At 39.9% G+C, this 17202-nt stretch carries 11 protein-coding genes; 8 read left to right on the top strand and 3 right to left on the bottom strand.

Annotated elements, in window-relative coordinates; genetic code table 11:
* Positions 1-98 precede the first annotated feature (98 nt).
* Both L1272_RS05215 and L1272_RS05210 read left to right on the top strand, forming a co-directional pair.
* Positions 99-1079, top strand: coding sequence for a GGDEF domain-containing protein (locus L1272_RS05215; protein WP_235372900.1), 981 nt, complete (start codon positions 99-101; stop codon positions 1077-1079).
* Between the two features lie 135 nt (positions 1080-1214).
* Positions 1215-3734 (top strand): TonB-dependent receptor plug domain-containing protein, encoded by a 2520-nt coding sequence (locus tag L1272_RS05210; RefSeq protein ID WP_187489926.1) that lies wholly within the window; start codon positions 1215-1217, stop codon positions 3732-3734.
* Between the two features lie 62 nt (positions 3735-3796).
* On the opposite strand, the gene L1272_RS05205 is transcribed toward L1272_RS05210, so the two are convergent.
* Positions 3797-4678 carry a dioxygenase family protein gene (locus L1272_RS05205; protein ID WP_235372899.1) on the bottom strand — a complete coding sequence of 294 codons (882 nt, stop codon included), beginning with the start codon at positions 4676-4678 and terminating at the stop codon, positions 3797-3799.
* 168 nt (positions 4679-4846) lie between these two features.
* Here L1272_RS05205 and L1272_RS05200 point away from each other — a divergent pair, with 168 nt between their 5' ends.
* From L1272_RS05200 to L1272_RS05190, 3 genes are read left to right on the top strand one after another with little or no spacing between them, the layout of a single operon-like run.
* On the top strand, positions 4847-6319 hold the full coding sequence (locus tag L1272_RS05200; protein ID WP_235372898.1) for an ATP-binding protein: 1473 nt from the start codon (positions 4847-4849) through the stop codon (positions 6317-6319).
* A 4-nt stretch (positions 6320-6323) separates the two neighbouring features.
* Positions 6324-7019 carry a response regulator transcription factor gene (locus L1272_RS05195; RefSeq protein WP_166339112.1) on the top strand — a complete coding sequence of 232 codons (696 nt, stop codon included), beginning with the start codon at positions 6324-6326 and terminating at the stop codon, positions 7017-7019.
* A 59-nt stretch (positions 7020-7078) separates the two neighbouring features.
* Positions 7079-7627: a hypothetical protein gene (locus tag L1272_RS05190; protein ID WP_235372897.1), complete on the top strand. Its 549-nt coding sequence runs from the start codon at positions 7079-7081 to the stop codon at positions 7625-7627.
* Here the strand turns inward: L1272_RS05190 and L1272_RS05185 are convergent.
* Together L1272_RS05185 and L1272_RS05180 are read right to left on the bottom strand one after the other, a co-directional pair.
* Positions 7624-8529: a tetratricopeptide repeat protein gene (locus tag L1272_RS05185; RefSeq protein WP_054551828.1), complete on the bottom strand. Its 906-nt coding sequence runs from the start codon at positions 8527-8529 to the stop codon at positions 7624-7626. The two genes, L1272_RS05190 and L1272_RS05185, sit on opposite strands and share 4 nt — an antisense overlap.
* Before the next feature lie 306 nt (positions 8530-8835).
* Positions 8836-10188, bottom strand: coding sequence for a magnesium transporter (locus L1272_RS05180; RefSeq protein ID WP_138619557.1), 1353 nt, complete (start codon positions 10186-10188; stop codon positions 8836-8838).
* 259 nt (positions 10189-10447) lie between these two features.
* Between L1272_RS05180 and L1272_RS05175 the strand changes: the two genes are divergently transcribed.
* The 3 genes from L1272_RS05175 to L1272_RS05165 all read left to right on the top strand — a co-directional run bounded on the left by L1272_RS05175 (position 10448) and on the right by L1272_RS05165 (position 17186).
* Positions 10448-13207, top strand: coding sequence for a cadherin-like domain-containing protein (locus tag L1272_RS05175; RefSeq protein WP_138599933.1), 2760 nt, complete (start codon positions 10448-10450; stop codon positions 13205-13207).
* 258 nt (positions 13208-13465) lie between these two features.
* Positions 13466-16123, top strand: coding sequence for a TonB-dependent receptor plug domain-containing protein (locus tag L1272_RS05170; RefSeq protein ID WP_235372896.1), 2658 nt, complete (start codon positions 13466-13468; stop codon positions 16121-16123).
* Positions 16116-17186: a cytochrome-c peroxidase gene (locus L1272_RS05165; protein WP_194442730.1), complete on the top strand. Its 1071-nt coding sequence runs from the start codon at positions 16116-16118 to the stop codon at positions 17184-17186. The genes L1272_RS05170 and L1272_RS05165 overlap by 8 nt, the downstream gene beginning before the upstream one ends.
* Positions 17187-17202: the final 16 nt, after the last annotated feature.

The raw sequence follows: 17202 nt of genomic DNA, 5'->3' as shown, positions 1-17202 counted from the left end.
CAGATTAAAACCAGAAGATTACCAGAAGGTTAATTTGCACTTTTTTAAGTAACTTTATAGACACCAAAATCGTTTGCATCGGCAAAAAGGAAACGAACGTGTCTACTAATAAAAATGAACAACCAAGCACTGCTAAACCAGAAGCGAAAAACGGACTACCGCAGTCTATCAATTCAGAGCAACTTACACTGATTGCCCAAATGTTTCAGAACATTCCTGAGGGAGTGTTTATCATTAATGGCCAAGGCACGTTTGAATTTGCAAACCCGATGGCGGCACAGCTTTTAGGTGACAACCAAGAAGCGTTAATCGGGCAAAACATTTTGCATTACCTACACGACACCGACCGTGATAAATACATGTATACCCTACTTAGCTGGTTAGACCATAAAGACTCGCCGATAAGCCTTGGGCCAAACGAAGTTAAAATAAACCGTGCCGACAGTAAAACCCTTGAGGCGGATTTATGTATATCGAGCCTGCCAAAAAACATTGCCGTTGCAGAAAATTTATTTATTTGTGTATTACACGATTTATCATCACACAAAGAACAATATAACCGCTTAATTAAACAGGCTACCACTGACCATTTAACCGGCCTTGCAAATAGATTAACCCTTGAAGAGTCATTAAAAGAGCATTGGCAAGAAAGCGTACAAACCAATCAGGCTATTAGCACTATATTAATCGACATTGATTACTTTAAATTATTCAATGACCGATTCGGTCATGTAAAAGGCGATAAATGCTTACAAAAAGTAGCAAGTATAATAGCAGAGTCACTCCCTTCTCGCGATTGTTTAGCAGCCCGTTATGGCGGTGAAGAATTTGCTATTATATTACCCCGTTGTCAAAAAGACACAGTCGCCGCTATTGCTAAACATATTCAAATAAAAATAAATAACATGCCATTTACTGACATAGGATTACCGAGTGATTTTAGAATAAGTGTAAGCCAAGGAATTGCTTGCGAGTTCAATAATCAATATCGTACTTCAGAAGCATTAATTTGCGCTGCAGATACTGCTTTATACCGAGCAAAAACAGAGGGCAGAAATAAAATAAGCATTAGCGCGTAAACATAACAGTAACAATAAAAACATAAATTCAACAACAATCATAAGTAACACATATACTATATTTTAATGTTATTTGTTTGTTCCCGTTTCGTATTATAGACTAAATTCAGTTAGATAAGTCAGATGGGAACAATAATGACATTATTCAAAAAATTACCTTTGCAACTTGCAATCGCAAGTACGTTAGCTGCATCAGCGACTGCAATCGCTGCTGAGCAAAATACAGAAGATACAGCAAAAGATATTGAGGTTATCTCTGTTACAGGTACACGTAGGAGTTTACGTAGCCTTTCTGAAAGTACAGTGCCAGTTGATCTACTAACAAGCCGCGACTTAGCAAGTACTGGTCAGCTTGAAATTAGCCAAGTACTTGCTTCACAGTTACCAAGTTTTAATTACCCTAGCGCCACTCTTGCCGATGGTACTGATCATGCAAAACCAGCCGTTTTACGTGGCCTTGCTCCTGATCACACTCTGGTATTAGTAAACGGTAAACGTCGCCATGCAGGTGCACTATTAAATTTAGGTGGCACAGTGGGTCGTGGCTCGACGGCCGTTGATTTAAACAATATTCCTACTTCTGCGATTAAGCGTGTTGAAATTCTACGTGATGGCGCTGCAGCTCAATACGGTTCTGACGCGATTGCCGGTGTGATCAACATTGTATTAAAAGATGCCGATGAAGGCGGTAGCGTTAGCTACACTTACGGTGAATACGACACACAAATGGCAGGCTCGCCGCAACTACTAAGCACAAGCGCTGATAACGATGGTAACTTGAGCTTTGCAAAAGGCAGTGATCGTAAATTAAACGATGGTATTTCGCGAACAGCAAGCGCGAATGCCGGTTTCGCTTTAGGTGATAACGGCTTTATAAACATCTCTATCGAATCTCGCAATAACGAGCCAACAAACCGCTCGGGAATTGATCAACGCGAGCAATACAGTCGTGATGATAATGGCAACCTAGACTCACGTGAATTTGATTTCGACCGTTACAATCATCGTTTTGGTAAAGCCGATATCGAAGACTATGCACTTTTTTATAATCTAGGTTACGAGTTTGATAACTCGCTATCACTTTACTCGTTTGCTAGTTACTCAAACCGTAAAGGTAATTCGGCAGGCTTTTATCGCCGTGCCAAAGACTCTCGTAACTTAACCGAAGTATACCCTAACGGCTTCTTACCTGAAATAGATACAGATGTTGATGACTATTCATTTGCGATCGGAGTTAACGGCGAAACCAATGACTGGACATGGGATGTAAGTACCAATTATGGTCGCAACGATTTCGGCTTAGGGGTCAGTAATAGCTTAAATACGTCGATGGGTGTTAGCAGCCCAACTGAATTTGATAACGGCGCCCTTGTCTATGAGCAATACTTAATTAACATGGATGCCAGCAATACTCTTGACCTTGGTTTACCTGATGATGTGTTTGTTACCGTGGGCGCTGAGTATCGTCACGAAAATTATCAAATCAAAGCAGGTGAAGAGGCTTCATACATCACCGTATTGGATGACGATGGCAACCCTGTTGCTGCTGGTGGCGCACAAGTGTTAGCTGGTTTCTCTCCAGAAAGTGCAACTGACGAAAGCCGCCATAACATTGCGGTATTTGCTGAGTTTGATACTTACCTAACAACAGATTGGAATCTAGTGTTGGCTGGTCGTTTTGAAGATTACAGCGATTTTGGCAGCACTTTTACCTCTAAACTAGCTACGCGCTACAGCATTAACGAGTCATTGTCGTTACGCGGTGCTATTAGCACAGGTTTTAGAGCGCCTTCACTTGCACAAACTTCTTATAAATCAGTAAGTACTGTATTTGAAAACGGTATTCCAAGTGAGGTCGGTTTATTCCCAGTTGATGAACCTGCAGCCCAAGCTCTAGGGGCACGCAAACTTGATGCTGAAGAATCAGTTAATATGACGGCGGGTTTTATCTTTACGCAAGGCGGTTTTAGCCTGACGCTTGACGCATATCGCATTGAAATTGACGACCGTATCGTATTGTCTGAAAACTTAAGTGGTCCCGAAGTTGAAGCGATTCTAGCTGCAGCTGGTGAACAAAACACTCAAAGCGTTCGATATTTTACAAACGCTATTGATTCACGTACGCAAGGTGTTGATATTGTAGCTACCTACTCATTAGGTTTAGAAAACTATGGTGATTTACGCTTAAGTGCTGCGGTTAACTTTAACGACACAGAAGTCACACACGTTAAAGAAAACCCAGCAGAACTTGAAGCACTAGGTGATAACTATCAATACTTCGCACGCCGTGAAATCACTCGCTTTGAAGAAGGCACTCCTGCTGATAAGTGGAACCTATCTGCAACATGGGATTATGAAAACTTTCAGACCACATTACGTGCAACCCGTTATGGCGAAGTCGTTGACACTTCAAGTACGCCTGAAGGTGATGAAATTATTGATGCTAAATGGATCACTGACTTAGAGGTAGCTTATCGTCCCGATGAGCAGTGGAAATTTGCATTAGGCGCTAATAACCTATTTGATCAGTACCCTCAAGATACTGTAAGCAATATCGGTTATAGTGATTTCAATCAAATCTTTACCTACAGTGCATTTACGCCATACAGTTTAGATGGTCGTTTTGTTTACGGTAACATCACTTATAGCTTTTAAAAAATAGGGCGTGAAAGCAGTAATTGCTAACACGCCCTAACCTACAATGATGAGTGAATAAATTAACTAATTTGAATAGTGTGATACGCCAATAAAGTGCCATCACTATTTTGTGCTGTATTTAAAATAAACTGCTCATAATCACTACCAAACACATTATCGTTGCTAGCAAGGGTTGTATCTTGTTCACCTCGTGATTTGTACTCGCTGTGAGTAGTACAAATTTCTTTAGCGAACGCATCTGTAAAACAAAACTGACTAATTACATAGTCGTTATTGTTGTTCGACACTTTAAAATGAATATGAATAGTTCGCCCCGAATACCAACCTGGAAAATGCGTTTTAAAGTTCACACGACCACTACTATCTGTGATCAATGAACCTCGGTACCAGGTGCTTGCCTCAGCTTCGGTATCGCCATCAGTACAGAAATCACCCGCAAAACGTGAGCTATCAGAACTACTACTTGTATCACCCGAGTAAATACCGCGGGTATCACAGTGCCAAACCGATATTTCGTAATTTGCTAGTGGGTTACAGTCACTATCAATTAACTGTAAACAAAGCATCATAGGCAAACCAGTTAAGCCATCCGAAATATCTTCGTCTGAATCAGCTTGGAAGTAACAGGGGCCTTCTGTTGTTGCTTTAGTTAGTGCTAACACACATGCGGTGGATGTTTCAAAAATACTGTCATCCGGAAAGTCATCAGTAATAAGCGCTGTTGTGCCCGATACATATTCACTGTCGTTCGTGGTTGTTGTATCGCCTGTATCAGTGCTGGTGCCTGTGCCCGTTGATGTGTCGGTGTCTGAGGTTGTGTCCGTTGACGATATTGTGTCTGAGTTACAGCCTAAAAATGCCAACATAGGCACAGTAGCAAGAGAAACCCCTAATGTTTTTAGCATTTTTCTACGAGTATATAGTTCAGGTTTTAAAGTCACCTTGTGCCCCTTCGTTAACTTGAATAATTAGCGTCGAGTATAAAGAACAAATGTAGAGACTTTGTGTAGAAAAAGTGGTGCTTTTATAGAGTGATTAGGATGCACATGCCAAAAAATAGACATTTATAGTATATTCAATTTTGGCTATTACATTTTACTATGATACCTATGAAGTTAATTCACAAACTCTTAATTACCAATCTTATTATTACGTTACTGCTGGTACTGACCATGTTTGGTCTTAATGCAATAACTAATAAGCGTATGCTCAATAATGTATTTGAGGATATAGACAACGAAGCATTTAACCTTATAGCCACTGAAATTAGCCAGCAGTATCAGCAAACGGGTTCGATTGGTATGTTTATCGACTCTAAAGCTCTGTGGTATGAGCTAATTAACCGCAATTTTCACTCAAGCCGTTTATTGTTTTCGCCGAACAGACCAAAACCAAGAGAGCCCAGACCTTTCTCACTAGAAGGCCCCCCTCAAAAGCACATGCAAAATGAGGGAATGCCACCACCTCGCAATAAACCGATGGCTGATGACTTTATGCCTTTTGAAAAACGCCTCAGCTTGCTTGATGCAAAAGGCAAAATATTGATTGCAGGCAATACCGATACTGAGGTCGTGAACGAGCAAGAAATCACTCACAATGGTGCCGTTGTTGCAGTGCTGCAGTTGCATGCTAACGGTAACCATGTCAGCGCGCTTACTCAGCATTACCTTAATACACAAATTAATATCAGTTTGTGGACAGCGGGGATTGGTTTATTAATTGCTTTATTGTTTAGTTACTTACTCGCACATCATTTTACTAATCCTATTTCACAACTAAAAGAAGGTGCAAAAGCCCTTGCTGAGCGCGAGTTTGAGACCAAAATTACAGTAAATAGTAGCGATGAATTCGCCACCTTAGCAGAAGATTTCAACCGTATTGCCACAGAGCTTAGGCGTTTTGAATCGCAGCAAAGTCAATGGATTATGGATATTTCTCATGAACTGCGTACGCCTTTAACTATTTTAGAGGGCGAACTTGAAGCAATTAACGATGGCATTATCGAGTCCAACCAAAAAGCGATAAGTTCACTACAAGAAGAAGTGGCGCTGTTAAGTCGACTTGTGAACGACTTACATAAAGTCAGCACACTTGACAGATACAGCTTCAACTACCAGATGGAAGAGATTGATTTTAATACCTTAGTAACTTTACAAGCGCATAAATATGCCTTTAAATTTCAATCAAAAAACATCACCCTCAATGCCACCTTATCTGAGCAACCCGTAATAATTTTGGCTGATCAGAATCGTATTACACAAGTACTACAAAACATTTTAGAAAATAATTTACGCTATACCGATGAACAGCAAAAAGTCTGGTTAGATTTAACCGTGTCTAAGCATCATGTATTTTTGTCGATAGAAGATTCTGGCCCCGGTGTCCCCGATGAAGCCCTTGAAAAACTGTTTGATCGTTTATATCGCACCGATAGCTCTCGCAACAGAAAAACCGGCGGTTTTGGCCTAGGCTTGGCGATTTGCCAAACAATTATTGAAGCTCACCATGGAAGCATAGATGCAACTAAAAGCCGTTTAGGCGGTCTGTGTATAACGTTAAAACTCCCGCTTGCAGAGGCGTAATAATATGTCAGAAACCTTAGCAAAACAGCATATTCTCGTTATTGAAGACGAAGTTAAAATTGCCGAACTAATAGAAAAATATTTATATCTGGAAGGGTTTAAAACAAGCTTAATTCACGATGGCACCTGCGCACTTGATGCTGTTAATGAGCTAAACCCTGACCTCATTATTCTCGATATCATGTTGCCAGGCACTAACGGCATCGAGCTGTGTAGCAAGATAAGACAATACAGTGATGTGCCTATTATTATGCTTACGGCACGGGTTGAAGAAATTGACCACTTAATTGGTTTTGATGTCGGTGCCGATGACTATGTTACTAAACCATTTAAACCAAAAGAGTTAATGGCACGTGTAAAGGCTATTTTAAAGCGCCGCCGAATGCCAACTACCGCACCAAATACGCTCAAAGCGGGCAATATTATTGTTGATCCGAGCGAATACAAAGTACTGGTAAATAATGCAGAGCTAAAACTAACAATTAATGAATTTAGCTTATTAAAAATATTAATTGCCTCACCCAATAAGGTTTTTTCACGCCAAGATTTATTAACCATGACCCAAGGGAAGTACTTTGAGAGCTACGAGCGTAGTATTGATTCACACATTAAAAACTTGCGTAAAAAGCTGACACAAGCCGACCCTAATAGTCATTACATTGAGTCAATTTATGGTGTGGGATATAAATTTAAAACTTAAACAACCTTTTTCATACTTGCGACGACTAACTAAATAACATAACCCTGTAGGATATCATTATGAATTTAGTACGCATCAGCGCAAGCGCACTCTTAATTGCTGCCACTACCGCTTGTATCGGCCTCTCTAATGCCAGTACAGCGAACGACCAAGGTGATTATCGCGTTATCACTTTTAAAGACTGTAAAAAGGTGAGCGAAATTACCCTCAATAACGAACAGATTGCTGCATACCTAGAGCTTAAACATGAGCAAGTAAAACTAGAAGCGCTAGAGCAACCAATTAGCAACATAGAACAACAAGTGACTGAGTACTCTGAGCAAATAGAAGCGATCGCCGAAAAAGCTGTTATTGAAAACGAGAATCACCTGCGAATTAATAAAAGCTTATTAAAAGAGCAAGATAAGTTGGCTACAGAGCTCAATAAACTGATGGCTGCTCATGATGCCGATTTTAAAGCGCTAGAGCAGCAAGCAAAGTTAATTGAACATGCCGCTAAGCAGTTTGATAAAACTATGAAACCTTTGATGGAGCAAGGCGATTCAACCCATCTACAAATTTTAGCGCCAGGTGAAGATGAAAAATCTGGGTGTTTTTACACTATCTAAAGCACATTACTAAGATGTGCATAAAGTTTCGCATGTGATTGACGAATGTCTTCTTTATGCACTTGTTTAAACCACTTTAAAGCCTGTGCTGGCTTGCCAGCTTGCCAATTGATTTCAGCAAGGCGTAATTTATAAATAGCAACTGCGTTGCGATCTGAGTCCGTGTCCATGAATTTGAGTGACTGCACATAAACATGATCAGCTTTCACATAATCAGCAAGAAGTTGATGAGTACGGGCTAAGTTACCTAATGCTACAGAAATCTTACGATTATGATTAGTTTTTAAAATCCAATCAGCTGCAATTTGTCGGTTTACAAGTGCACCATCTATATCCCCTAATGAATGAAAAACATTCGCTTTATTCGACGCTAATTCAAAATGAAAAATGGGGTCTTTGCTTTTGCCAAAACGGCGCTCTGCCCTATCAAGAATTTGCAACGCTGTTTCTTTATTACCAAACACAAATTGCAAATTGGCCAGTTCGACCATACGCATCGGATTACCAAACGAATCAAAAATAGCTTGTAGCTTTTCAAACGCTTTCGTCGCATATTTATGACCAGTTTCTGAGTCACCTAAATAGTGTGTTGATTTTGCGTAATAAAAGTAAACTTGTACTTGAAAGACGACTGGCAATTCTTCACTTGTAATAAAAGGCTCAGCGCTTTCCTTTAAAGCTTGAAATTCCATTTTGTCGTAGAAGTAATCTAACTGATACGATTTAATCTCATACCAACGCGCAGAGCCAATCTCGCTGCTGGCAAGCTGCTGATTAATGTAATCTAGACAACTAATTTGCGATTGCCGCTCACAAAACATCTCATGATCACTAAAGTTTTCAGAGGCTGAGGCATTAAAACTAGATAACCCCAGCAATAACATGGCTAACTTTTTCTTCATCCACAATTATCTCAGTGATAACACCTTCAGAAAGCTAACAAAGTTTAATGCTTTATAACAGTATTTTTTAACTAAATTAATAAATGTAACCGACAATAGTTCTAATCCAGTATCTTAATAGAGACGCTAAATAATGAATAAATTCGAATAGTCACTTGTATAAGTTAGAACAATTCAACTTGGACCTTTGATGGCAAAGCAAAACGTCGTGATATTGGAATTGTAGGTAATTGCAACCAATACCCGTAAAGAAACAGCATAATCGAAATGAAGCTGGCTAATTATCTTAGCCAGCGCATTAACCACTTAAAGTAAAAGAAGACTACCCAGGCCAAGGAAAGTGACAAAACCAACAATATCGGTGACTGTGGTAAGGATCACAGAACCTGAAAGGGCTGGATCAATTTTAAGCTTATCTAAAATCGATGGGATCACCACCCCTGATAACGACGCGGCAACTAAGTTAAGTAAAATAGCGATAGTGATTGTTAAACTTAACATACCATCGTTGAACCAAAAATAAGTGAGTACACCAATCACAAAGGCCCAAACACAGCCGTTTAATGCCCCTACTCTTAGCTCTTTCTTTAACAGTGCTTTGCGGTTGGAGTCGGTAACCTGACCAAGTGCTAGACCGCGTACAATAACCGTTAACGTCTGACTACCTGCAATCCCACCCATAGAGGCAACAACTGGCATCAGTACCGCCAGCGCAACCACTTGCTCTATGGTTGCGCCAAACAAACCAATAAACCAAGATGCTAAAAATGCCGTTGCTAGGTTTATACCAAGCCAAATACCGCGGTTTTTTGCCGACTTAGTGACACTTGAGAACAGATCCTCGTCTTCACGAAGACCACCGGCTTTTGCAGCGGCTTCGTCGGTCACTTCTTGACGCAATTCATAAGCAGATGACACTGACAATCGGCCTAATAATTTGTTATCGGCATTCACAACAGGCATCGCCATTTGTTCACTATGAATAACCACTTCAGCAGCTTCGTATAGGTCGTCATCAGCATGTAAAGCCGATACATCAAGGTTCGCGTAATCAAGCAGGCTGTCGTTATCATTGGCTTTGAATAATGCATTAATTGCCACTTCACCAATTAATGTACCTTTGCGACTGACCAAATAAATCACCTCGGTGTATTGCGGTAAGCCTTTTTGAAAAATTTTACGTGCGCCAGCCACGGTGAGTTTTTCTGATACTTTTAGCGCATCAAAATCGAGCCAGTGACCTAACTGCTCTGGGTTATATTGCTGTGCAAGGTCGTACTGCTTTGTTTGAACTTCATCAAGTTGTTTACGTGCATAATCAACAAAGCGCTCAGGAATAATTTCTTCGAGTTCAAGTAATTCTTCTACGCTCACTTCGTCAAGTAGCTTAAAACCTTCAGCTTCATCTAAGCTTTGCAATAACCAGCGACAGCTATCACCGCCTAAGTTAATGAAGATTTCATGTTGCGTGTCTTCATCGAGTAATTGCCAAATCTCTAGACGTTGTTCTTTAGGTAGCGCTTCAAACAATAACGATAAATGTTCTGTAGAAAGCTTTTCTTTAGCATCAGTAAGTAACTTATTTTTGCGTGTTGTGGTGTCACACTGAAGCAAGTCATCAATTAACTGGGGAAGTTGGTCAACAGGATACTCAATCATTTGAGACCTCGGTTAATTACATCAATAACAATAGTCTAACGCAGCTCGGGAAAAATAACTGCTATGAATTAGCTTTAATTTTCAATGATGCGATTATTCTCAGATGGAAAGCATAGTTTCTACCTAAGCTTTCAAGTCTGAGTCACTACAATTGCATAAAAATGCACAAATAAACGCTATTAAGATCTATTATCATTCGTATTATAATGTTAACATTCCCTCCCTTTTGAAATTACCAATAATAAATGCGGGTATAAACATGACTAATAGAATAAAGTATTTACCACTTGTGATTGCATTTGCACTCACTGGCTGTGGCGGTTCAGATAGTAATAATGCACCTGAGTTCACCAGCAACTCAGCGTTCACTCTAGATGAAGATACATCTATTACAGGTCAAGTTGTGGCAACAGGTGATAATGCTGTTAGCTATACCCTCGGCTCTGCAGCAAGTAACGGGATATTTGCTTTAAATGCTGATGGTAGTTTTAGCTATACCCCAAAAGAAGATTTTGCAGGCCAAGACACAGTAACCGTTACCGCCACTGATGGCAGCTTAAGTACTGATGCAGTACTTACTTTTACGGTTAATAACGTTAACGATGCGCCAACACTGGCGAGCCAATCAATCACTGTAACCACCTCAACAACGACTGAAGGCACATTAGTATTTAATGATGTTGACGGTGACACTGTGACTGTTTCTTTAGTAACGGCCCCTGCCAACGGCACCCTTACTCTAGATGAACAAACGGGTGAATTTCTATTCACAGCTGATACGTTGTCAGAAATTAACGACAGCTTTGTTATCGAATTTACCGATGGCATTATTAGCTCGCCTATCAGCGCAACCATTGAATTAAAACCGTCCTATGTGACTAACGAAGATAAACTTAATTACTACTACAGCTCAAATAACTCTCATTTAAAACAAGCACAAGCGATTAGTGACAATATCAATGATGATGTTTACATGGACGAAGTAAACACACAATTAGCTATTGGTTATCTTATTGCAGGCTTTGCTGAGAAAGCAGACGAACACTTCAGCAAAATTTCAGCAATAGACACAAAAGCAAAAGCCTATTTAGATGCAGCTAAATCTCTTGATTTAGTAAGTTTAAGCGAGAGGGCTTTAACGTTTAGACAAGATGCTGCAACTCTTTACAATCAGTACCTTGCTGAAAAAGGCCTAGATAACATCAGCAGCTCAGATCCGGGGTTTTATCTGACTCTAACCAATCAATACAACGCAGCTGGCCAAACCGAATACGCTCAAGCCATGTTAGACACACTTAAACTTTATGCAAATGAGGTTTATACAGAAGAATATAATGCGACTTATATTAGATTTATATCTGCAATCAAAAAAACCGTTGAATCTTCTAAAGATCAATACGCAGCGACTCACACAGAAACAGTAAGAAATGAAGGAGTAAAAGTCACCCAAGCCATGGCCGAGTTAAGTGAAAAAATCGGTTATTTTACTCAAAAATCAGGTGACTACAAAGGCCAACCAACTGAGCGTATGAGAGTGCTTTACATTGCATGGGCTGCTCAATCTTTTATACAGCTCAATGAAGTTGATTTGGCAAAATATTATACGAACTTAGCGCTTTCATATTATGGTGTTGTTGGATTCGATAATACATATAGCTTTACTGCAAGCCCATATGCAGAAGCAACTTTAGCGACATACACCTATCCATTAGAAGTGTTAACAGCAAATATTAAAGCTTTATATGATGTAGAGCTTTCAAATAACCCAGCCTTTGCTTTACTTACAGATCAAGATGACAAAGATGATGCTATTGAATTTTCTTTTGCTTATGAAGTAGCTAACAAACTACAAGCGGGTATCTCCATAGAGGATGCGGTGCAAAACGCTAAAGAATACTTTATGAGTGGCGAAACACCTAATGCAAAAAGTTTCTATCAAACACTTATAACTTCATCAGGCCAACCAGGTGCTGCTGATATTCTTCGAGTTCGAGGTGAAAATGAACTTGGCCTAATTCTGACGGATTACGCCGCAAACATCCTATTTTCTGAAGAGTATGTGTTAAATGAAACTAACGCATATTATGTCACCGGAATATTCGGTTGTGGCGGCCTTGTCGACTTTACCCTTAGTTTAGGTGGGGAAGAACAAGCAAATATTTTTGCACAACGCTGTGCTGAGGTTATAGATTCTTACTTTATAGAAAATAACACTAACTTTAGTACTTCCTCTGCTGCTTATGCTTTAAATCAGCAGTTAGCTATTTTTGGATTTGTATCTCAGAATGACTCGGTAGCCATCACCGCAGAAAGACTTAACACTCAAATTAACTTAATTGAAGAAAAACAAACACAAATAGAATGGCGATTGAGTTCACTCGGATACCTTGTGCAAGCTGGGCTAATTGATATGGCGTTAAATTGGTTAGATATCAGTTTAACCACACTGCAATCAGAACAATCAAACCTTGATATTAATGACTATAAAACTCTACTTGATAAAGTACTTTACGCGACACTTAGTAATAGCGAAACAAGTGGTGGACTATTCAAAAGCTATTCTCTCACCTCATCATTAGCTAGATTCCAAGTAAATAACGAGCAGTATGCTTCAGCTTATGCTGAAACAATTGAAATGTTAAAGCCATTCGTAGCCAATGCAAATACGTTTGTACTCTTACAAACCGATAAAGTTATTCAAAGTAACCTTGAAACATTGCTTACTTTTCAGGCCCGACTTGGCAATGATGCCGCAGTAAAAGAATTAATCGATCACTCAGTCAATGCAGAAGCAGATAAGCTATCACTTACAGCCCTTTATGCTAACTTAGTAGCTAAAAAAGATGACTTCCCTGCATCTTCGATCGCAAGTATCGATACAGACCACGATGGCAAACCTAACTTCTTCCTATCCAGCGCATCAGAGCAAGCAATTGCTGAATCGGGCTTAATTGCTGATAACGATGCCGACAATGATGGTATTGAAGATAGTATCGATGTGACTCCTTTAGGAGAATAACACCATCACAATAATGCGAGGTCGCCTTGCCTCGCATTATTATTCAATAACATTAAGAAAAAAATTTTATATTCAATAGAAAGTCAAACTTTAAAACACATCCGAAATCTCTTCGTATGTTTAGCATTGTAATTTTTCATCATTTACTTTTATGTGTAATGCGCAATAAAAGCAGCATTTAAAAAATGCAATGAAGCCTTACAAGTCATTTGACTGTTCCTATTTTAATCTAATCACTTGTATTTCAGGAGTTTTACCATGCAAATGCGCTACTTATCAGCGTGTTTGATGCTTTTACTTAATGCCCCTATACACGCTAATGAAGTAAAGCAACAAGCAACAAATCCTCAATGTAATGATAAGAACAATAAGCAATGCTCAGATCAAGAGGTAGAGCGCATTACCATTAAAGGGCAATACATAGGGATTGAAGTACCTGAAGTAATTGGTCGCGCCTATTTAGATAGAAACTTTATTGAAGCAACTCCAAAAGGTAATGGTGATATCAACGAATTGATTGCCTTACTGCCGGGCGTGCAATTAAGTGAAGACTACTACTCGATTGATAACCTTGCGGAAATTAGTGCCCCTGAAATTAGTATTTCGGGTGCAAAGCCTTGGCAAACAGGCTTTATGATTGATGGCATGAACTATAACAATCGTCTTGATCCTGCCAGTGCGAGCCGCATTGGCGCCTCTGAAAATGAGGTGTCAGGCGGTGTGCAAAGCATGAATATTAACAGTCAAATCGTAGAGTCAATTACTGTGTACGATCACAACATTCCAGCAGACTTTGGCGACTTTTCTGGTGGCGTGATTGATGCCGAAACGATATCTGCTTTCTCTAGAGAAACACGTGTAAGCTTAGGTATTCGTGGTAATCGCAGTGATTGGGGGGAGTACCATATAATCGATAATGATGAGCCAGATGACACCGCTGAGGGCAAAGACGCCCTTGAGCCACCAACCTATGAAAAAACCAATATCGATTTTTCAATTCAAAAAGAGTTGACTGACAAGCATGCCTTATTGCTAAGCGTAAGCTATTTAAAAAGTGATATCTCAGATGTTTCGCTTTCAGCACAAAAGGTCGAAAGTAGAGAAAACATCAATGCATTACTTAAATACAGCTATCGCGATGGCTGGGTTGATTCACTCGATTTAAGCGTTATGTATGCCCCTTATACTTCAGATTCATACTTGAAAGACGTGCTTAATAGTGACTACCAAGTCGAAGGAGGAAGCTTTGGTTTTACGGCTAATTTAGGTGAAGAAACACGCTTTGGTCACTTCAGCAGTAAGTTTAATATGAGCCAAAGTGATAACAACCGTACAGGGCCTGCGCATTTTTATACTTGGCTTCAAGCAAAAGGCAAAGAGTGGGGTCAATTAGCCGATCAGAGCCCTGATTCAACTCCTGTTTCAAGATACGGCGGTTATGGCAATCTTGATAACACGCAAACTAGCTTTAATTGGCGAAATTCCCTAACACTTGAGCGTAAAAGTTGGGGCAATACTGAGCACGCAATTCGCGTGGGCGCTGAACTCAACCATCAAAACTATGAGCGTACCCGCCAACAAAACTATTATAAGTATGACTCGCCAATTCAATACTCATCAACCAACGCACAACTAAACTGTAGTGGCTATACCCTTGATTGTGTTGAGCAAAATTTTTATGTTGATTTAGATACCCTTGCCGAGCAATTAGGTGGCAGTATCGATTTTAATAATCCAGAGCACTTACTTGCCTACTCGAATAACGTAGCGACAACAGCTCAGTATTTTAACTCACGTTTGGTCACACCCAGTGAACAAATAGACGTAAGCTTAAATAAAGCGGCACTATATGCCACCGATGTGATCACCTGGAAACAATTTGATTTTCATTTAGGTATTAGATACGACTACGATGATTTTTTCAAAAATCACAATATCGCGCCACGCTTATCAATGGGTTATGACGTATTTAACGATGGCAATACACTATTGACTGCGGGTTTAAACCGTTATTACGATGCGGGCCTACTCGGTTATAAAATTAAAGAGCAACAAAAGTTTGCTTATCGTGAGTATCGCCCTATTCAAAACGGTTATTTACAAGCTTGGCTTCCTTCTTCTTACACAGGTAACTTCCGCTATATCTATGACAACGTAAAAAGTCCTTACGATGATGAAATTGCCTTAGGTCTTCGTCACGCGACAGAAGATTTCGGTAACTTTGCATTAAAATATGTGCACCGTAACAAAAAAGAACAATTAGCGAGAAACGAAGAAACCTACCTAAAAAATGACGGTTTTAAATATATTACTATTTATAATAATGGTACAGGTGAAAGCGAGCGTTACTCGCTATCTTGGGATGCCAAATTTGGCGACCATTCAATATGGGCTAATGCATCTTATAGCCAAAACAGTGAAAGCAATAGCGACTACACTGCAACACCCGATAACACGCCTGTTGAAACACTGGTTTACTATGAGGGTGAGCTGATGAGCTTATCTGAGTTAGATACCCTTAAAGCGAATTTTGGTCGCCCTGTAACTGCTAACTTTGGTTGGAATGCCAACTGGACTGATACTTTTTCAACTGGTCTAACAGCAACCTACAGCGGTAGTTATACAACCGCTATTAAGTCTAGTAACGATCAAAGAATAGGCATTGGAAGTGAATGTGCTACGTGTGGTTCGACCGATATATATATATCCAAATATGAAGCTCATACCTTTGACGCTCGTATTATATTTGCCTTAAGTAGCCGTTGGGAGTATCAAGTTAGTCAATCTCAATCTCTTGAAGTTCGCCTTGATATCAGCAACTTATTTAATGCCAGAAGTCACGCTATTACAGAAGGAAATTCAGGTATTGAACCAGGTAGAATGTTTTGGTTAGGGGTATCTTATAACTATGAATAAATGGTTATTTCTCTTAACTTGCGGCATTTTTACAACGAGCGCCTTCACACAAGAGCAATCATTACGCAAGTTATACGCAAAGCCACAGCATGAGTGGCCTGCGATTATTAGCAGTAAAGATGTGCCAGCTGCCCCGCTCAAACCTTTAAAAGCTAAACCGTTTAATCAAAGTGATGAGATCATCACATTAGGCGAAAAGCTATTTAACGATACCCGTTTGTCACGAGATAACACGGTAAGCTGCGCAAGCTGTCATGAGTCTCGTTTAGCATTCTCAGATAGGCGAAAACTAGCTGTCGGCATTGATGGCCAAGTGGGCACCCGAAATACCCAAGCCATTATTGGTGTTGACCATTGGCAAAGTTTCTTTTGGGATGGCAGGGCTAAAACTGCGACAGAGCAGGCATTAATGCCGATTGAAAACCCGATAGAAATGGGCACTTCTGTTGATCTTGTGCTTAACAAAGTAAACAGTGCTGAGGACTATAAAAGCCCAATATTCAATGCCTTTGGCAAAGAAGCGCTTAATAAAGAACTATTGGCTCTTGCGCTTGTTGCCTTTGAACGTACCTTTGATATTCCAGAATCATTATTCACGCGCTTTATCGATAAAGCGCAAACGAGTCCTAGTGAAGCGGTTGCACTTTTAAACGATCAACAACTTGAAGGCTTGCATCTTTTTAGAACCAAAGCAAGGTGTATGACTTGCCATGAAGGTGCTTTACTCAGCGACAATGAATTCCATGTTACAGGGCTGCATTTTTATGGTCGAAAACTTCAAGATTTAGGCCGTTTTGATGCCACCCAAGACCCAGCTGATATAGGCAAGTTTAGAACCCCTTCTCTTTTAGCGTTACAACAAAGTACGCCTTGGATGCACCATGGTGGCTTTCAAAGTTTGCTGGGGATAGTCAACTTTTATAATGCAGGTGGAGCAAGGCCAAAACCGAGCAAAAAATTTAAAGATGATCCAAACTACCCACAAACAACAGAGTTACTGCATAAGTTAGAGCTCAGTAAGGATGAAAAAAATGCACTCATCGCATTTTTAGAAACCCTTTAACTGCACGCTCGCTCTT

This window comes from Pseudoalteromonas sp. PAST1 (assembly GCF_021532515.1).
GTDB classification, from domain to species: Bacteria; Pseudomonadota; Gammaproteobacteria; order Enterobacterales; family Alteromonadaceae; genus Pseudoalteromonas; species Pseudoalteromonas simplex.
The sequence above is the reverse complement of the archived record's forward strand: the minus strand, read 5'-3'. Positions and strand labels throughout refer to the sequence as shown.